The 15,231-nt window shown below is 71.7% G+C and carries 17 protein-coding genes; 8 read left to right on the top strand and 9 right to left on the bottom strand.

The genetic code is table 11. The features are described from left to right. Nucleotides 1–54 precede the first annotated feature (54 nt). Nucleotides 55–633 (bottom strand): type 1 glutamine amidotransferase domain-containing protein, encoded by a 579-nt coding sequence (locus tag ACFZ8E_RS18210; RefSeq protein WP_243950287.1) that lies wholly within the window; start codon nt 631–633, stop codon nt 55–57. A gap of 145 nt (nt 634–778) precedes the next feature. On the opposite strand from ACFZ8E_RS18210, the gene ACFZ8E_RS18205 reads away from it, so the two are divergent. Beyond that, nucleotides 779–985, top strand: a complete 207-nt coding sequence (locus ACFZ8E_RS18205; RefSeq protein WP_243934347.1) for a hypothetical protein — start codon at nt 779–781, stop codon at nt 983–985. Between the two features lie 7 nt (nt 986–992). Here the strand turns inward: ACFZ8E_RS18205 and ACFZ8E_RS18200 are convergent, their stop codons facing one another. Then, nucleotides 993–1,382 carry a hypothetical protein gene (locus tag ACFZ8E_RS18200; protein ID WP_147843063.1) on the bottom strand — a complete coding sequence of 130 codons (390 nt, stop codon included), beginning with the start codon at nt 1,380–1,382 and terminating at the stop codon, nt 993–995. Between the two features lie 292 nt (nt 1,383–1,674). Between ACFZ8E_RS18200 and ACFZ8E_RS18195 the strand changes: the two genes are divergently transcribed. Both ACFZ8E_RS18195 and ACFZ8E_RS18190 read left to right on the top strand, forming a co-directional pair. Beyond that, on the top strand, nt 1,675–1,884 hold the full coding sequence (locus ACFZ8E_RS18195) for a cold-shock protein (RefSeq protein ID WP_147725959.1): 210 nt from the start codon (nt 1,675–1,677) through the stop codon (nt 1,882–1,884). Nucleotides 1,885–2,071: 187 nt separating this feature from the next. Beyond that, nucleotides 2,072–2,308 (top strand): AsnC family transcriptional regulator, encoded by a 237-nt coding sequence (locus ACFZ8E_RS18190; RefSeq protein ID WP_147725966.1) that lies wholly within the window; start codon nt 2,072–2,074, stop codon nt 2,306–2,308. Nucleotides 2,309–2,381: 73 nt separating this feature from the next. Here the strand turns inward: ACFZ8E_RS18190 and ACFZ8E_RS18185 are convergent, their stop codons facing one another. After that, nucleotides 2,382–3,215: a 3'(2'),5'-bisphosphate nucleotidase CysQ gene (locus ACFZ8E_RS18185; protein WP_243950284.1), complete on the bottom strand. Its 834-nt coding sequence runs from the start codon at nt 3,213–3,215 to the stop codon at nt 2,382–2,384. 354 nt (nt 3,216–3,569) lie between these two features. On the opposite strand from ACFZ8E_RS18185, the gene ACFZ8E_RS18180 reads away from it, so the two are divergent. After that, nucleotides 3,570–4,094, top strand: coding sequence for a DUF6101 family protein (locus ACFZ8E_RS18180; RefSeq protein WP_405043413.1), 525 nt, complete (start codon nt 3,570–3,572; stop codon nt 4,092–4,094). Nucleotides 4,095–4,098: 4 nt separating this feature from the next. Here ACFZ8E_RS18180 and ubiA read toward each other — a convergent pair whose 3' ends face one another. Together ubiA and ACFZ8E_RS18170 are read right to left on the bottom strand one after the other, a co-directional pair. Next, the gene (gene ubiA, locus ACFZ8E_RS18175; protein WP_405043412.1) at nt 4,099–5,049 is read right to left on the bottom strand and encodes a 4-hydroxybenzoate octaprenyltransferase; all 951 of its coding nucleotides are present in this window, start codon (nt 5,047–5,049) and stop codon (nt 4,099–4,101) included. 52 nt (nt 5,050–5,101) lie between these two features. Next, on the bottom strand, nt 5,102–5,566 hold the full coding sequence (locus tag ACFZ8E_RS18170; RefSeq protein ID WP_147843066.1) for a hypothetical protein: 465 nt from the start codon (nt 5,564–5,566) through the stop codon (nt 5,102–5,104). Nucleotides 5,567–5,860: 294 nt separating this feature from the next. Here ACFZ8E_RS18170 and ACFZ8E_RS18165 point away from each other — a divergent pair, with 294 nt between their 5' ends. From ACFZ8E_RS18165 to ACFZ8E_RS18150, 4 genes are all read left to right on the top strand, one after another. Further along, the gene (locus ACFZ8E_RS18165) at nt 5,861–6,613 is read left to right on the top strand and encodes a 16S rRNA (uracil(1498)-N(3))-methyltransferase (RefSeq protein ID WP_243950280.1); all 753 of its coding nucleotides are present in this window, start codon (nt 5,861–5,863) and stop codon (nt 6,611–6,613) included. A 225-nt stretch (nt 6,614–6,838) separates the two neighbouring features. Continuing rightward, entirely contained in the window at nt 6,839–8,209 is a 1,371-nt protein-coding gene (locus ACFZ8E_RS18160; RefSeq protein ID WP_405043410.1) for a glutamate--cysteine ligase, read from the top strand. Nucleotides 8,210–8,340: 131 nt separating this feature from the next. Continuing rightward, on the top strand, nt 8,341–8,616 hold the full coding sequence (locus ACFZ8E_RS18155; RefSeq protein WP_147728331.1) for a sulfurtransferase TusA family protein: 276 nt from the start codon (nt 8,341–8,343) through the stop codon (nt 8,614–8,616). A 55-nt stretch (nt 8,617–8,671) separates the two neighbouring features. Beyond that, nucleotides 8,672–9,244 (top strand): NUDIX hydrolase, encoded by a 573-nt coding sequence (locus ACFZ8E_RS18150; RefSeq protein ID WP_147844208.1) that lies wholly within the window; start codon nt 8,672–8,674, stop codon nt 9,242–9,244. Nucleotides 9,245–9,269: 25 nt separating this feature from the next. Here the strand turns inward: ACFZ8E_RS18150 and ACFZ8E_RS18145 are convergent, their stop codons facing one another. From ACFZ8E_RS18145 to ACFZ8E_RS18130, 4 genes are all read right to left on the bottom strand, one after another. Further along, the gene (locus ACFZ8E_RS18145; protein WP_405043409.1) at nt 9,270–10,202 is read right to left on the bottom strand and encodes a WecB/TagA/CpsF family glycosyltransferase; all 933 of its coding nucleotides are present in this window, start codon (nt 10,200–10,202) and stop codon (nt 9,270–9,272) included. Beyond that, on the bottom strand, nt 10,195–11,679 hold the full coding sequence (locus ACFZ8E_RS18140) for a GumC family protein (protein WP_147728333.1): 1,485 nt from the start codon (nt 11,677–11,679) through the stop codon (nt 10,195–10,197). Before ACFZ8E_RS18140 ends, ACFZ8E_RS18145 begins: the two co-directional genes overlap by 8 nt. 262 nt (nt 11,680–11,941) lie before the next feature. Then, nucleotides 11,942–13,042 (bottom strand): glycosyltransferase, encoded by a 1,101-nt coding sequence (locus ACFZ8E_RS18135; protein ID WP_243989105.1) that lies wholly within the window; start codon nt 13,040–13,042, stop codon nt 11,942–11,944. Further along, nucleotides 13,042–15,219 (bottom strand): glycosyltransferase, encoded by a 2,178-nt coding sequence (locus tag ACFZ8E_RS18130; RefSeq protein WP_405043408.1) that lies wholly within the window; start codon nt 15,217–15,219, stop codon nt 13,042–13,044. Before ACFZ8E_RS18130 ends, ACFZ8E_RS18135 begins: the two co-directional genes overlap by 1 nt. Nucleotides 15,220–15,231 lie beyond the last annotated feature (12 nt).

Raw genomic sequence — 15,231 nt, 5'->3', positions numbered from 1 at the left:
CGAAAAGGCCGCCCGCCGAGAGGGCAGGCGGCCTTCTCTGGTGTCGTCGCGCGATCAGGCGGCGAGGGAGCGGGGCTCGTGCCGCCCTTCGGCGATCTCCTCGATGATCTTCCCCGAGAACGCATCGAGATCGCCAGGATTGCGGCTGGTGACGATGCCGTGGTCGGTCACGACCTCGCGGTCGTGCCAACGGGCGCCGGCATTGATCACGTCGGTGCGGATCGAGGAGAACGAGGTCAGGTCACGGCCCTTCGCCGCGCCGACCTCGATCAGCAGCCACGGCGCGTGGCAGATCGCGGCGACGACCTTTCCCGAGGTCACGAAGGCCTTGATCACCTCCAACGCCTTCGGCTCGAGGCGGAGCTTGTCCGGGTTGATCTGGCCGCCGGGCAGGACGAGGGCATCGTAGGCAGACGGATCGACGGTCTCGAGGTCGAGGTCGACCGCGACGTTCTTGCCCCAATCGGTCTTGTCCCAGCCGCGGATCGATTCCGGCTTCTCGCGCGATTTCGGCGACGCGACGTGGACCGTCGCGCCGGCCTGCCGCAGCTTGGCCTGCGGGACGGTGAGCTCGGTCTCCTCGAACCCGTCGGTGGCGAGGATCAGGACCTTGGCTTGCTTGATGTCGGGCATGGCGGTTCGCTCCGATGGATGACGTCGGCCGGCAAACCGGGACTTCTCCCCACGGTTCCCCGACGATCCGGCAACCCAGGAATGCGCGGAACCCTCGCGCAGGCGATCCGTTGGCTAGCTCATTCCCAACTGCACGAGGCAGCGCATGGCCAATCCCGGCCTTCCGACCCCCGATCCGACCCCCGGGGACCTTCCGCCGCCCGTCCCGCCGGACGAGATGCCCGATATCGGGCCGACAGGGCCGCGCACGCCCTATCCGGTGAACGATCCCGGCATCGACGAGCCCGGCGGCCCCGGCTCGGAGCCGGACGTGTTTCCCGGCGCCCCGACCGATCCCGGCGTCAGGATGTAGGAACGGATCAATGGCCGCCGTGCGACGCCCGCACGTCGCGCGGGGCCGCGAGGATCTCGGAGAGGCTCGTCGCCACGTGACGGGCCTCCTCGTCGGTCAGGCGCAGCTGGAACGGCGGCAGGGCGCCGGCCTGGAGCGCGACGACGGCCTGGCCCTGGTCGTCGGTGCCGATCTCGATCGCGGAGGAGGTCACGTCGAGCATCGCGATCTCCTCGTCGCCCATCTCCTCGGCCATGTCGGGCTCCTCGGGTTCGTCGATGGCGGTGAGCAGTTGCCCGACGGCGCGCACGAGGGCGCGGGCGGCGCGGGCATCCATCACCACGGCGGTCGCCTGATCGTCCTTCTGGAAGGAGAGCTGGATGTTGGCCCCTTCCAACGAAACCGAGATACCTGCCATGGATCGCCTAAAAGCCTGAGCGCGAACCCTTATATGCACTGGGGCCCGCGAGAATCCCAGCCGCCGGGCCTCCGCTTTTGCCCGGGCACGCCGAGAACCTGCATCCCTGCCTTGTTGCGGCCGCAGGGAGCCCTTAGATAGGGTTGTGGGGGGCCCAAACCCTGGGACGGACGCCGGTTACGGGTTCCTTGCCCGACGCCCTGCCACCCATACCAGACTTAGAAGTCAGTCGATCCGTTCGCGCTTTCACGAGCGCGAGGGCTCGACCCATCGTCGATACGAGGTTCTCTACGTGAATACCGGTACCGTGAAGTGGTTCAACGAGACCAAGGGCTACGGCTTCATCCAGCCGGATGACGGCGGCAAGGACGTGTTCGTCCACATCTCCGCCGTCGAGCGCGCCGGCATGCGCAACCTGATCGAGGGTCAGAAGGTGTCTTACGAGATCCTGACCGACAAGCGCAGCGGCAAGGACGCCGCCGGCAACCTCCAGGCTGCCTGAGGCCATCGGTCTCCCATCCACGCGGCCGTGAACACGGTCGAAACCATCCGACGCTGCCATCCTCCGGGAGCGGCCGCGCCGGACGGTCAAGGTAAACGCAATCTTAATCGCAACACCACAGAAACAGAGCCGGGCCCGCCGCGTGGCGGAGCAAACCCGGTCACATCGGAAGACAATCAAACACACCATGTTGTTCGAATACACCCGACGCCGTAGCGTCCGGTCGCCCGTCACGGATTCGGCGACCTTCAAGGTGGGGTGCATCAAGCAGAGCGCGACGTCGGACGCCCCGACCCTCGACCTCTCCCACCTCATCGATCGATCCTACAATTATCATTCGCCCCGAGAGTTGCGCTGGCATCTCGCCGACCGCCTCGGGCTCGCGCCGGCCGCTCTGGCCCTTCGCGAAGCCGCCCACGCCTGACCGCGCCGAGCCGATCCTGCAGATGCAGGATCGGCTCTTCTTCGTTTCAGACCGGCTCAAGCCCGCGAGATCGTCACGACCGGCCCCGGTCCCAGGCCGATACGACGACGTCGCGCAGGTCGTTCGGCAGCGCGACCAGCTCGCCATGCACCGGATCGGTCCGGTTGTAGACGGTCGCGACGCCGGACATGTCGCAGACGGAGCCGCCCGCCTCGCGCAGGATCAGGTCGGCCGCCGCGAGATCCCAGTCGCGGGCATCCGAGGAGACCAGCCCGACATCGACCGAGCCTTCGGCGACGCGGGCCACGCGCAGGGCGAGCGACGGAATCCGGTCGATGCGCTCGAAGGCGGCGTCCCCCAGATCGCGCGAGACGCCACGCCCCAGCCGGTCGATCATCGGCTTCGGGCCGGTGACGCGGGCCGTCGGCAGCGCGACGCCCTGCCGCGCGCCGATCGGCTTGCCGTTGCGCGTCGCGCCCCGCCCGTAGATCGCCTCGTAATCGTGCCCGAGCGCCGGCGCGTTCACGAAGCCGATCACGGGCTCGCCGGCCTTCAGCAGCGCCACCGCGATCGACCAGTCCCGATGCCCGGACAGGAAGGCGCGGGTCCCGTCGATCGGGTCGACGATCCAGACGAGGTCGTGACCGATCCGCACGGCGTCGTCGGCCGTCTCTTCGGACAGCCACGCCGCCGCCGGCACGATCTGGCTCAGGCGGATCTTCAGGAAGGTGTCGACGGCGACGTCGGCTTCCGTCACCGGCGAGCCGCCGGCCTTCGACCAGATCTTCGCCGAGGTCTGGCTGCCGGCCCGGAAGAAGGGCAGGGCGAGGGAGGCCGCCTCGCGAAGCGCCTCGCGCAGGTCCGGCATCAGGGCGTGCACGAAGTCCGCTGAGATCGTATCGGTCATGGCGGTCCGTGTCCGGCGACGGGGGAGGGGATCGGCATCGCGGCTCGCGCCGACCCGCGCGCCGATGCGGCGTGCGGATGGTCCCGATCGCGACAGGGGGGCGGCGCGCCGGAGCGCGCGACCGCACCGTTGTAGGGTCTGCCCCGAAGCGCCACAAGGATCGCGAGGCCGCAGCGGGAAACCGGCGGTTTTCATCGATCGCGGCAAGGAACCGTTGAGCATTCCGAGCGCGAACGCGATGTCCACGATCGCTTAACGCTCACTCTTAAGGCACCATGGGGAGGTTAGACGCCAATCTGCTTGGCATAACGGACGACCCGAGCAGGTCGCCACTTGCAAATGGACGGCGGGCAGATGAACACGTTCGACACCATGGACCGGAACCCGACCGATCATCTTGCCGAGACCGATCGCCTCGATCGCGACGGCGCCGCGCCGGCGCGCTTCGCCTTCGACGCCTCGCCGCTGCCGGTGTTCGGCGCCGGCACCGCGACGTCCAAGGCCGCCGGCATCGCGCTCACCTTCGCGACCGACGAGGCGGAGAGCTGCGGCGAGGACCGGTTCAACCTCTGCCTCGTCGACGCTGCCGGCGCCGTCGTCGCCCGTCTCGGGCCGTTCTGCGAGGAGGAGGTCGTCGCGATCTGGCGGGAGCTCGCCGCCCGCACCGGCTTGCCGCGGATGATCGTGCGCGAGGACGGCGTGCTCGCCACCGTGTCGGCGCAGGTCGGCCGGCTGATGCTCGGCAAGACCCGCATTCGGCGCCGGCACGGCTCGCTCGGCGACCGCCGCCCGCGCTTTCTCGTGCGCCGCAAGACCGGCCGCCTCCCGGTCCGCCCGCAGATCCACCGCGGCGAGAACGAGATCATCGCCCGCTCGTGAGCGCTCAGCCCGGCCAGCCCTGGTTGATCGTATCGGCGGCGAGCCCCGCGAACAGGATGAGCCCGGCCCCGCGATTCGAGCGGAACAGGGCCAGCGCCTCCCGCCCGTCCCGCGCCTTGAGCCGCCAGACCTGCCGGCCGAGATGGACGGCGAACGCGGCGACGCCCAGGAAACCGAGCAGTCCCGCCCCGGCCCCGTAGGCCGCCGCGCCGATCAGCAGCACGGCCGCCCCGTAGCAGGCCCCGACGGCGACCCGAAGCCGGCCGCCGAAGAACCGCGCCGACGAGCGGATGCCGGCGATCTCGTCGTCCTCGATGTCCTGCACCGCGTAGATCGTGTCGTAGCCGACCACCCAGGCGATCGTGCCGGCGTAGAGCAGCCAGGCCGATGCTGCGAGCTGGTCGAGCAGGGCGGCCCAGCCCATCAGCGCCCCCCAGGAGAAGGCGAGGCCGAGCACCAGCTGCGGCATCGACATCACCCGCTTCATGAACGGGTAGATCGCCACGGGGATCAGCGAGCACAGCCCGACGCCGATGGCGAACGCATCGAACTGCATCAGGACGAGGAAGCCGACCAGCGCCTGGGCGGCGAGGAAGATGGCGGCGGCGCGCGTGCCGACCTGCCCCGAGGGCAGGGGCCGCGAGCGCGTGCGCTCGACCTGCGCGTCGAGGTCGCGATCGGCGATGTCGTTGTAGGTCGAGCCGGCCCCGCGCATCGCCACCGCGCCGACGAGGAACAGCAGCAGGTGGCGCGGATCGGGCCAGGGCAGGCCGGCGCGGGTGGCGGCCAGCGCCGTCGACCACCAGCACGGCAGCAGCAGCAGCCACCAGCCGATCGGCCGGTCGATGCGGGCGAGGCGCAGGTAAGGCCGGGCGGCCCGCGGGGCGAGCCGGTCGACCCAATGGCCGGTCACCGCGTCGGCGACGCGGGATTCCACCGCCTTCGCGGCATTCACGACCGGGGCCCGGACGGGATGAGGAACGGGTGGGAGGCGGGTCGCATCCGCCTCAGAGCGCGCCCTGCGGCATCTTGAACTGGCCGGTCAGGCCGGGGCCGCCGAGGAGGCCGCCGCCGCCGCCGTTCTGGGCCTGAGCGCGGGCCTGAGCCTCCATTTTGGTCGCCTGGGCCGCGATGCCGCAGATCTTGGTGCGGATGCCCACCACCTTCGAGTGGTCGGCCTTGAAGCCTTCCGCGAACGAGTCGGGGATCGAGCACCACTCCTTGTTGGCGGCGATCCACTTCATGCCCTCGACGCCGTTGGACTGAAGCTTGCCGAACAGCGCGCAGGCCTCCTGCGGGGTCATCTTCTTCTTTCCGTTCGACGCCACGTTCGCCTTGGCGACGAGATCCTTGCGCGTCTGCAGCGTCGTCTGGATCGCGCCGCACTCGGCGGACTGAGCGAAGGCGGCCGTGCTGGCCAGGAAGCTGCCCGCGACGAGGGCGGCGGCCAGTCCGTAGGTCTTGTAGCGCATGGTCTCGTCTCCCTGGAGATCCGCCCCGGTCGCAGGCGATGCGCCGTCGGCATGGCGCGCAGCGTCGACGGATGTCGTCTTCGAGCCGGGGGTCGGCCGCGCTGCGGTACGGCCGGTCCGGAATGTCCGGGTTCCGCTTCGCCATAGGAATGTGGCGTCAATCGAGCCGCAAACGGGCCGGCTCCGACATGGCGGGGTAACGTTTCGAAAACCAGCGCCCGTGATGTTTCGGCAACATCGGCGCCGCCTCGCTCCGGCGTTGACAGCGGCGATCCCGCACGCGACGGAGCCCGGATGGCGGCCTACGACTTCACCGCGCCCCGTCTCCACGTGGCGCACGACCTCTTCGCGGGCGCGAACCTTCCCCTGGACCGGGCGCAGGCGAACTACCTGCTCAACGTCCTGCGCCGGCAGCCGGACGACCCGGTGCTGCTGTTCAACGGGCGGGACGGCGAGTGGCGGGCGAGCCTGGTGCCGTCGGGGCGCAAGAGCGCGCATCTGACCGTCGTCGACCGAGTACGGCCCCAGACCGCACCGCCCGACCTGCACTACCTGTTCGCGCCCTTGAAGAGCGCGCGGCTCGACTACCTCGCCCAGAAGGCGGTCGAGATGGGGGCGGGCACGATCCGGCCGGTCCTGACGCGCTACACGCAAGGCGACCGCCTCAACACCGAGCGCCTGCACGCCAACATGATCGAGGCGGCCGAGCAGTGCGGCATCCTCGCCGTGCCGGCCTTGATGGAAGCCGCGCGCCTGCCCACGGCGCTCGCCGACCTCGCGCCGGAGCGGCTGCTGGTGTTCTGCGACGAGGACGCCGCGATCGCCGACCCCGTCGCCGCCCTGCGCCGGGCCGCGGATCCGGCGGGCCCCGTTCCACTCGCAGTGCTGATCGGCCCGGAGGGCGGGTTCGCGCCGGAGGAGCGCGCGGCGATCCTGGCGCGGCCCAACTCCGTGGCGCTCTCCCTTGGGCCCCGCATCCTCCGGGCCGACACCGCCGCGGTCGCGGCGCTCGCCCTGGTCCAGGCCGTACTCGGCGACGCGCGATGATAGCCCTGTCGGCGTGCGCCCGCGCACATCGACCGCGCGCAGCGCCTCCGACGCCCGACGATTGCCGGTCGAAGCGGGGCAGAGGCGCTCAAGGTCGCGTTGTCGGGTCCGGCGCCCTGGATTATGGACGACCCATCCCGGCGACGGGGCACGACCGCATCGCTCTTTTCCAGACGGCCGGCGCGCTTCCCGAGTTCAGCCCATGATTTCACGGCGAGGCAGCGCATGGCGCGCGATACGTCCGACACGACACCGCTCACCACGCGTGTCGAACTGATCGACTGGTTCGCGGCCGGCGAGAAGCCGCGCGAGAGCTTCGCGATCGGCACCGAGCACGAGAAGATTCCCTTCTACGTTGAGACGCGCGAACCGGTGCCGTATGAAGGCGAGCGCGGCATCCGAGCCCTGCTGGAAGGCGTCGGCCGCGAGACCGGCTGGGAGCCGATCCTCGATGCCGGCCACGTCATCGGCCTGTCGGCTGCGGAAGGCGGCGCGATCTCGATCGAGCCCGGCGGGCAGTTCGAACTCTCGGGCGCGCCGGTCGCCGACGTGCACGCCACCGCCCGCGAGCTCGACGAGCACCTGGCCGCGACGAAGCGCGTGGCGGACGGCCTCGGCATCGGCTTCCTCGACCTCGCGATGAGCCCGAAATGGTCGCGGGCCGAGACGCCGGTGATGCCCAAGAGCCGCTACAAGATCATGGCCGGCTACATGCCGAAGGTCGGATCGCTCGGCCTCGACATGATGCTGCGCACCGCCACCGTGCAGGTCAACGTCGACTTCGCGTCGGAAAGCGACATGAAGCGGAAGCTCCGCGCCTCGCTCGCGCTGCAGCCGGTCGCGACCGCCCTGTTCGCCAACTCGCCCTTCACCGACGGGCGGCCGAACGGCTTCCTGTCGCGACGCTCCGAGATCTGGCGCGACACCGACGCCGACCGCACCGGGATGCTCGGCTTCGCCTTCGACGCAGGCTTCGGCTACGAGGGCTACGTCGACTGGCTGCTCGACATGCCGATGTACTTCGTCAAGCGCGGCGACACCTACCACGACGTCTCGGGCGCCTCGTTCCGCGACCTGATGGCCGGCAAGCTCGCCCAGTTGCCGGGCGAGTACGCCACGGTCTCCGACTGGGCCAACCACGCCTCCACCGCCTTTCCCGAGGTTCGGCTCAAGCGCTTCCTCGAGATGCGCGGCGCCGACGTCGGCGATGCCGGCATGATCGCGGCGCAGGCCGCGTTCTGGGTCGGCCTGCTCTACGACGAGGCGTCGCTCGATGCCGCCCTCGACCTCGTCTCGGGCTGGAGCGCCACCGACCGGGAGGCCCTGCGCGCCACCGTCCCGCGCCTGGGCCTCGCGACGCCGGTCGCGCGGCGCAGCCTGGGCGCGGTCGCGGCCGAGGCGCTCGCCATCGCGCGGGCCGGCCTCAAGGCACGTGCCCGCCGTGACGGCTCCGGACGGGACGAGACGATCTACCTGCAGCCGCTGGAGGCGATCGTGGCGGCCGGGCGCTCGCATGCCGAGGACCGCCTCGCCGACTACGAGGGATCGTGGAAGCGCTCGGTCGACCCCGCCTTCACCCATTGCCGGTTCCCGTAATCGGGCGGGCGACCCGCACCGCTTCCTCGTCACGCGCTAGGGTCACGGCCGGCCGCTTCGCCCGGCTGACAAGCCGCATCGATCCGGTCTATCGACCCCGGCGACGGCGGCCCCGTCGTCGGGGTTCTCGCATGCCGGACGCACCACCGATCGACCTCGATCTCGCCGGCCTCAAGTGCCCACTTCCGGTGCTGCGGACGCGCAAGGCGCTGCGCCGCCTGCCGCCGGGCACGCTGCTGCGGGTGACCTGCACCGATCCGCTGGCCTGCCTCGACATCCCGAACCTCGTGCGCGAGGAGGGCGACACCGTCGAAGCCTGGGACCGGATCGGCACGGCGACGCGGTTCTCGATCCGCCGTGGCCCCGGCACCTGCCCCGGAGACTCCGCGAAGCCGCCTCATTCCTGAACGATCGCCTGCCTAGAACGGCCTCGACGCGACTCGGGCAGGAAGATCCACAGGCATGGTACCCATCATCCGCGGGACACGCCTCGTTCATGACGGCTGGGCCCGGTTCCTCGTCGCCGAGGTGACGATGCCGGACGGCACCCGCATCACCCGCGAGATCGAGGATCACGGTCGCGCGGTGGCGGTGCTGCCCTACGATCCGACGCGCCGCGTCGCGCTCCTGGTCTCGCAGTTCCGCGCCCCGGTGTTCTTCGCCGAGGGCCCGCTGGACATGCTCGAGACCCCGGCGGGCATCCTCGACGAGGGCGACCCGGAGGACGGCGCCCGCCGCGAAGCCTACGAGGAGACCGGCGTCGACCTGAACGTGCTCGAGCGGGTGGTCAGCGCCTGGACTGCGCCGGGCATCTCGACCGAGCGGATGGACCTGTTCCTCGCCCCCTTCGGCGCGGCCGACCGGTCGGGACCGGGCGGCGGGCTTGCCGAGGAGAACGAGGCGATCACCGTCCACGAGGTGGCGCTCGACGACCTCGCCCGCCGCAGCGACGCCGGCGAGATCGCGGACATGAAGACGCTGACCCTGGTCTTCGCGCTGCGCCTGCGGCACCCGCACCTGTTCGCGTCCGCCTGAACCCGCGGAGCCGCGAAGCCGCGCGTCAGGCCGCGTCCCGGTTCCCGATCTCGCCGCGCAGGAGCGCGAGGAAGCGCCACGACCGTACGAAGTAGCGCCGGAACAGCCGTCGCGGCGCGAAGGCGAACCGGAACGCCCATTCGAGCCCGGCACGCTGCAGCATCACTGGCGCCCGCGGCACCAGCCCGGCGGCGACGTTGACCGCCTCGCCCACCGCCAGCACGAGCGGCGTGCCGAGGGCTGCACCCTGGCGCGTCACCCAGACCTCCGAGCGCGGCGCGCCGACGCCCATGACCAGCAGGGTGGTGCCGTGCTCGCGGATGCGGGCCGACAGCGCGCGGCCGTACTCCGCGTCGTCGTCGAAGCTGAAGGGCGGCACGCAGGTCGCGATGGCATCCGCGTCATAGCCGGACCGCTCGAGCCGGTCGCGGATCGCCTCGGCGACCGCCTCCCGCGAGCAGACGAGGAAGACGCGCCGGCCTTCGACCGGCCGGGCGAACAGCGCGTGCGCGAGGAGGTCGTGCCCGGTGACGCGGGCGGCCGGCTGGCCGCGCAGCCGCGCGAGCCAGACCAGCGGCGTGCCGTCCAGCGTCCGCGCGACGGCGCTGGCATAGGCCTGCCGGAAGGCGGCGTTCTCCGAGAGCAGGACGATGTGGTCGATGTTGGCGGTGACGACGAGGCGCGGCCCGGCCGACGGCTGCATCGCCGAGGCAGCGAGGATCCCGGCTGCGGGACCGGCGGCGAAGTCGTGGCCGAACATCCGCACGCGCCAGGCGCTGCCGGCCTCGCTGCGGCGATCTAAGGGGGTTTCCGGCGTGGCGCCGGCCGCATGGCCGGGTTCGAGGCGAGGGCTCGTCCCGCGGACGGCCCGAAGCCGCGGCATCGCGGGGTGAATGGCGAAGCCGGCGACCTTCACCGCGCCGTCGTCCTCGGCCTGCGCCTGTCCCGCCTCAAGCATCGGCAGCTCGGAAGCTCCGGGGCGGCACGGTCGCGGCGCGGCGCTCGTTGCGGTCGTTGCGACGGTCGCGGGCGGCGCCGAGCGACAGCGCGATGGCCACGCCCAGCATCATCCCGACGAGCAGGGCCAGCGGCAGCACCACCTTGGGCGAGGGCGGCCAGGTCCGGGTGCGGGCGGGGACCGCCGGCGAGATGATGCGGACGTTGATGCTGTTCAGGCGCTCCTGCTCGCTCGCCTCGCGCGAACGGCGGAGATAGGTCTCGTACACGCCGCGGCGGGATTCGAGCGTCCGCTCCAGCTCGCGCAGGCCGACATTGGCGCGATCGCTGGTGACGGTCTCGGCCTTGGCCCGGTCGAGGCTCTTGCGGATCGCCGTTTCGCTCGCCGCCGCGCGATCGTAGTCCTTCTGCGTCGTCTCGATGATCCGCTCCTTCTCGCGCTGGATCAGGCGCTGGAGGTCGCGCTGCTGGGCGTACTGCTCGGCCATCGCCGGGTGGCGCTCGCCGAGGCGGGTCGCAAGCTCGGCGGTGTTGCGCGAGAGCGTCGCGTATTGCTGGCGGAGCGCCTGCATCTCGAGCGATTGCAGCATCTCCGGCAGCGCCGTGCTGGCGTCGCCGGCCTTCATCTTGCGCGCCTGCTCGAGGCGCGAGCGCGATTCCGCGGTCTTGATCTGGGCCGTGACGAGCTGCTGGTTGAGGTCGCCGAGCTGCTGGTCGGTCAGCAGGCGACCGCTCGACGCGACGAGGTTGTTGTCCTCGCGGTACTTCAGGAGCTTGCCCTCGGCGAGCTCGACGTCGCGGCGCAGACTCGACAGGCGGCCGTTGAGGGCGTCCGAGGCGCGGCGAGCGGCCTCGGTGCGGGCGCTGGCCTCCTCGGCGAAGTAGGCGTCGCCGATGGCGTTGGCGATCTTTGCCGCCTTCTCCGGATCGCGCGACTGCACCAGCACGTCGATCACGAAGGTGCGCTCGGCCCGGCGCACGGTCAGCTTGGTCTGCAGGGTGTCGACGGCGACGTTGACCGGGTCGCGGCTGCCGGGCGGCGGCAGCATGCCGAGCGCCGTGCGCAGCCAGACGATCGTCGGGTTGTCGGACTCGGGCTTGGCGAACTCGTCGTCGCGATCGAGGTCGAGCTTCTCGACCGTGCGCCGCAGGACGTTGTCCGACTGGATCACCTTGGTCTGGCTCTCGGCGAGCGACACGCCGCTGTCGGCCTGAGGCGTGCGGGCGCTGACGTCGTTGTCGACGACGCGGAGATCGGAGGGATCGACCAGGATCTGGATGCTAGAGGTGTAGACCGGGGTCAGCAGCCCGAGCAGCGCGACGGCGGCGGCAACCATGAACAGGCCGCCCAGCACGATGAAGCTCGCTCCGCGCCACAGGCGGCGGAGGATCGTGCCCGGGTCGGCCCGATCGGAGAAGCGCGGCGGCAGCGTCACCTCCACGGGCTCGCCGCGGACGGGGGTCGAGAAATCGAACATCGGTCTCTGTCCCTCACCTGCCCGACGGTTTCCAGGAACGATCCCGTTTCGGAGCGTTCCCGTGCCACCTTGAACCGGAAGCGCCCGGCGATGGCGGTGTTCGATGACGTCTCCGCAATTTGCGGACCGCAGGTTGCGCTCTCTGGTTGCCGCAAAATCTTTCCCAATGCCTTGGAAACGGGGGCGAACAGCGTCTCTTCAAGACGAGACAGCGTGGCATGCTTAACGATCCGCCGGCGCGACGTTCAATACGTAGTCCGCCTCACCGCTTGGGGATAACCGGATCGGGCGCGACCCCATCGGGCGCGACGAGGTTGTCTGGCCCGTAGGCCGACACGCCCTCGGCGAGGTAGCCGCGGAACGCCTCCGCGTCGCGCGCGGCCAAGCGATTCCATCGTGCGACGTTTGCCCGCGCGTCGGCCGCGGCTTCCGCCAAGCGGCCGGACCGGACGGCCTGGATCAGCGCCGAAGCGGCGCCCTCGGGATCGCCCGGGCGGAGGAACAGGCCGGATTCGCCGAGCACCTCGCGGAACACCGCGTCGTCGGGGGCGACCACCGGCAGGCCGCCATGCTGAATCTCGAGCAGGGGCAGGCCGAGGCCTTCGGCCTTCGAAGTCGAAAGCAGAAGGTGGGCGCTGGCGGCGAGCGTGCGCAGCGCATCGTCGCCGACGTAGCCGTGCCAGGTGAGGAAGGGCGGCGGATCGTCGAGGAAGGCGTGCCGGCCCCAGCCGAGGCGGCCGACGATGTGCAGCTCGGCCGGCACGCCGGCGCGGTTCAGAGCCGCCGCGAGCGCGATCGCCGCCGGGTAATCCTTGCGCGGCTCGATCGTGCCGATCGCCAGCATGCGCAGCGGCGCCTCGGGCCGATAGGCGGCGGGGCCTGGGAGCCCGTCGAGGCCGAACACGTCGCGCACCGCCGGCCGCAGCAGGGCGACGAGGGCGTCGTCGGCGCAGTGACGGCGCAAATCCGCGCCGGTCTTGCGCGAGATCACCAGGAAGCGCCGACCCCAGCGCATCGCGTAGCGGAACGCCGGCGCCATGTAGAGCCGGCTCTTCCAGGCGAGATCCTCCGGCCGGTCGAGGAGGAAGGTGTCGTAGACGCAGAGGATGCAGCGCTCCGCGAACGGCGCCATCAGCGGGCCGGGGGGAAAGCCGGCCATCACGAACTGCGCCTCGGGCTCCCGCGCCGCGCGAAGCGGCAGGCCGAGCTGCTGCGCGAGGATCATCCCCGGGATGCTGCGGCTGCGCAGGGGCCGGACCGCGCCGCCGAGCATCGCCGGCGTGAACTGGTCGAGCGCCACCCGCTCGATGCCGGTGACGTGGCCGCGGACATGGGTCTGGTCGAGGTAGATCGGGCCGCGCATCACCGGGCTCCGCCGAGCGATCGAAGCCGGACGGCCCAATACAGGCCGCGCCGCGCCCAGGGCGGCAGGCGGCGCCCGAGCAGGCGCTGCTTGGCGCGGCGCAGCCCGCGGACGAGCGGGTTGGACGGCGCGGCGACGAGGCCGGTCGCGGCCGCAGCCGGGATCGCGGCGAACGGGAAATGGCCGAGCAGCGCCGGCGCGAAGCGCAGGCGGCCCCCGTCCGGCGGCAGCAGGCCGCGCTCGCGAAACACCCGGTCGAGCGAGCTCGCGCAGGAAGCCGGGCTGAACCGGCTTTCCAGGGCGATCCGTGCGAAGGCGCCGAGCCGGGCGAGCGCCGGCCGATCGGCGACGAGCTCGACGAGGGCATCGCCCAGCGCGCCGGGCTCGACCGGGACGAGCCGCCCGGAGACGCCGTCGATCACCGAGCTGGTCAGGCCGGCGGTGCGATAGGCCAGCGTCGGCGTTCCGCACAGGCCGGCCTCGATCGGCGTCTGCCCCAGCGTCTCGAGCCGGCTCGCCGTGACGTGCAGGTCGCAGGCGCCGTACCAGGCGGCCAGGTGCGCCTCGTCGGCGATCAGCCCGGGCGCGAACAGGTTCGGCAGGGCGAGGCGCGCGGGATGGTCGAGCCGGCCGATCGCGACGAAGCCGACGCCGGGACCGGCGACGCGGCGCAGGGCGTCGGCGAGATCGCCGACGTTCTTGTCCGGTCCGTCGAGCACCACCGCCGAGACCAGGATCAGCAGGTCGTCGGCGGGAAGCCCGAGGCTGCGGCGCAGGGCCGAACGATCGCGGGGCCGGAAGACGCTCGTCGGAAAGGCCAGCGCCAGGGGCGCGACCACGGCGGCCGGCGGCGCGAGCGCCCGGGCGCGCGAGGCCGTCCAGGCCGAGTTGGCGAGCAGGATCGGACCGTCCCGCCGGGCGAGCACCGCACGCTTGCCGGCCTGCGCGCCGGCGATGCGATGCCGGCCGAGCTGCGGATACTCGTCCGGCGTCGGGCAGGCGGCGTCGCAGCCGACGGTCTCGATCCGGGCACAGCCGCGGGGGTGGGCGCAGCGGCCGGTCAGCGGGAACAGGTCGTGCAGGACGAGCGCGACGGGCCGCTCGGCAGCGAGGCGCCCGGCGATGGCGAGGCTCCGGGTGGCGCCGTGCAGGTTTCCGGCGAGCACGAGGTCGTGGTCGCCGGCGCGGATCGCGGCTTCGGCGACGGGAAACGCATCGGTCCATTCCGCCGCGGCCGGCGGCGATTCGTCGGCAAGCACGAACTCCGCGACGCGGTGCCCGGCGAGCCGCAGCGCCTCGCCGATGCGCCGATGCGCGATCCCGGCACCGCCGGCATGCCCCGTGCCGGTGAGCGAGGCGATCGAGAGGGAAGCGGCACCACTCTTCCCTCCCCATTTGGCGGGGGAAGGTACCCTGCGGAGCAGGGGGGGAGAGGGGCGCGACGGTGCCGGATACGGCGCTCCCCTCTCTCGACCCTCGCTGACGCGAGGCCCACCCTCCCCCGCAGAGGGGGGAGGGGAAGACGCGGATGGACTTGAATCCGTTGTGTGAATCGTCCGCTCGCGCTGCAGCAGGACGGGCCGGCCGATGCGGGTGACGCCGGCCTCCGTCCGCACGGCTGCCGACCAGGCGCGTGCGGTCCACTCGGCGTCGACCGGATCGAAGCTGCCCAGCATGCCGAGCGCGGCACGCCGCCAGAGAACTTCGCCGCCGGTGAAGACGGCGTCCGGCGCGGCGTCATCCCCCGCCGACGAGGGCAGGTCGAGGCCGGTCACCGCGTCGTCGAACAGCACCCGAAGCCCCGCCACCGCATCCGCCCCCGAGAGGACCGCGTCGAGAACGAGGGCGGCGAGCGCGCCGGGCGCCAGGAGATCGCCCGCCCGCAGGACCAGGACGAAGTCGACCCCGTCGTCGGCGAGGATCGCGGCGGGCGACGTCAATCCCGGCGGCACGACGTCGTGCCGGCATTCCGGGTAGTCCTGCCGGGCGACCGAGGCGATGCTGTCCGCCAGACGCGGCGCGTCGCCGGAGGCGACGGTGAGCACGTGCAGCCGCGGCCACGGGCGTCCGTCCGGCAAGGTGTCCGGGCGCGCGAGCGCGAAGGCGGATCGGCCATAGGGCCAATCCGCGACGCCGTGGACGGTTTCGAGATCCGGGTCGTAGGGAACGTCGGTCACGACGGGGGCGGG

The sequence above is a fragment of the Methylobacterium sp. HMF5984 genome (assembly GCF_045033435.1).
Lineage (GTDB): Bacteria > Pseudomonadota > Alphaproteobacteria > Rhizobiales > Beijerinckiaceae > Methylobacterium.
Note: the sequence above shows the minus strand (reverse complement) of the source record. Positions and strands in the feature narration are given on the sequence as shown.

Bases quoted from the DNA above. Each gene is read 5' to 3' on its own strand.
- ACFZ8E_RS18135 (WP_243989105.1), bottom strand. From the start codon at position 13,042: ATGCGCGGCCCGATCTACCTCGACCAGACCCATGTCCGCGGCCACGTC.
- ACFZ8E_RS18150 (WP_147844208.1), top strand. From the start codon at position 8,672: ATGGTACCCATCATCCGCGGGACACGCCTCGTTCATGACGGCTGGGCC.
- ACFZ8E_RS18170 (WP_147843066.1), bottom strand. From the start codon at position 5,566: ATGCGCTACAAGACCTACGGACTGGCCGCCGCCCTCGTCGCGGGCAGC.
- ACFZ8E_RS18205 (WP_243934347.1), top strand. From the start codon at position 779: ATGGCCAATCCCGGCCTTCCGACCCCCGATCCGACCCCCGGGGACCTT.
- ACFZ8E_RS18145 (WP_405043409.1), bottom strand. From the start codon at position 10,202: ATGCTTGAGGCGGGACAGGCGCAGGCCGAGGACGACGGCGCGGTGAAG.
- ACFZ8E_RS18200 (WP_147843063.1), bottom strand. From the start codon at position 1,382: ATGGCAGGTATCTCGGTTTCGTTGGAAGGGGCCAACATCCAGCTCTCC.
- ACFZ8E_RS18180 (WP_405043413.1), top strand. From the start codon at position 3,570: ATGAACACGTTCGACACCATGGACCGGAACCCGACCGATCATCTTGCC.
- ACFZ8E_RS18165 (WP_243950280.1), top strand. From the start codon at position 5,861: ATGGCGGCCTACGACTTCACCGCGCCCCGTCTCCACGTGGCGCACGAC.
- ACFZ8E_RS18160 (WP_405043410.1), top strand. From the start codon at position 6,839: ATGGCGCGCGATACGTCCGACACGACACCGCTCACCACGCGTGTCGAA.
- ACFZ8E_RS18190 (WP_147725966.1), top strand. From the start codon at position 2,072: ATGTTGTTCGAATACACCCGACGCCGTAGCGTCCGGTCGCCCGTCACG.
- ACFZ8E_RS18155 (WP_147728331.1), top strand. From the start codon at position 8,341: ATGCCGGACGCACCACCGATCGACCTCGATCTCGCCGGCCTCAAGTGC.
- ACFZ8E_RS18140 (WP_147728333.1), bottom strand. From the start codon at position 11,679: ATGTTCGATTTCTCGACCCCCGTCCGCGGCGAGCCCGTGGAGGTGACG.
- ACFZ8E_RS18210 (WP_243950287.1), bottom strand. From the start codon at position 633: ATGCCCGACATCAAGCAAGCCAAGGTCCTGATCCTCGCCACCGACGGG.
- ACFZ8E_RS18185 (WP_243950284.1), bottom strand. From the start codon at position 3,215: ATGACCGATACGATCTCAGCGGACTTCGTGCACGCCCTGATGCCGGAC.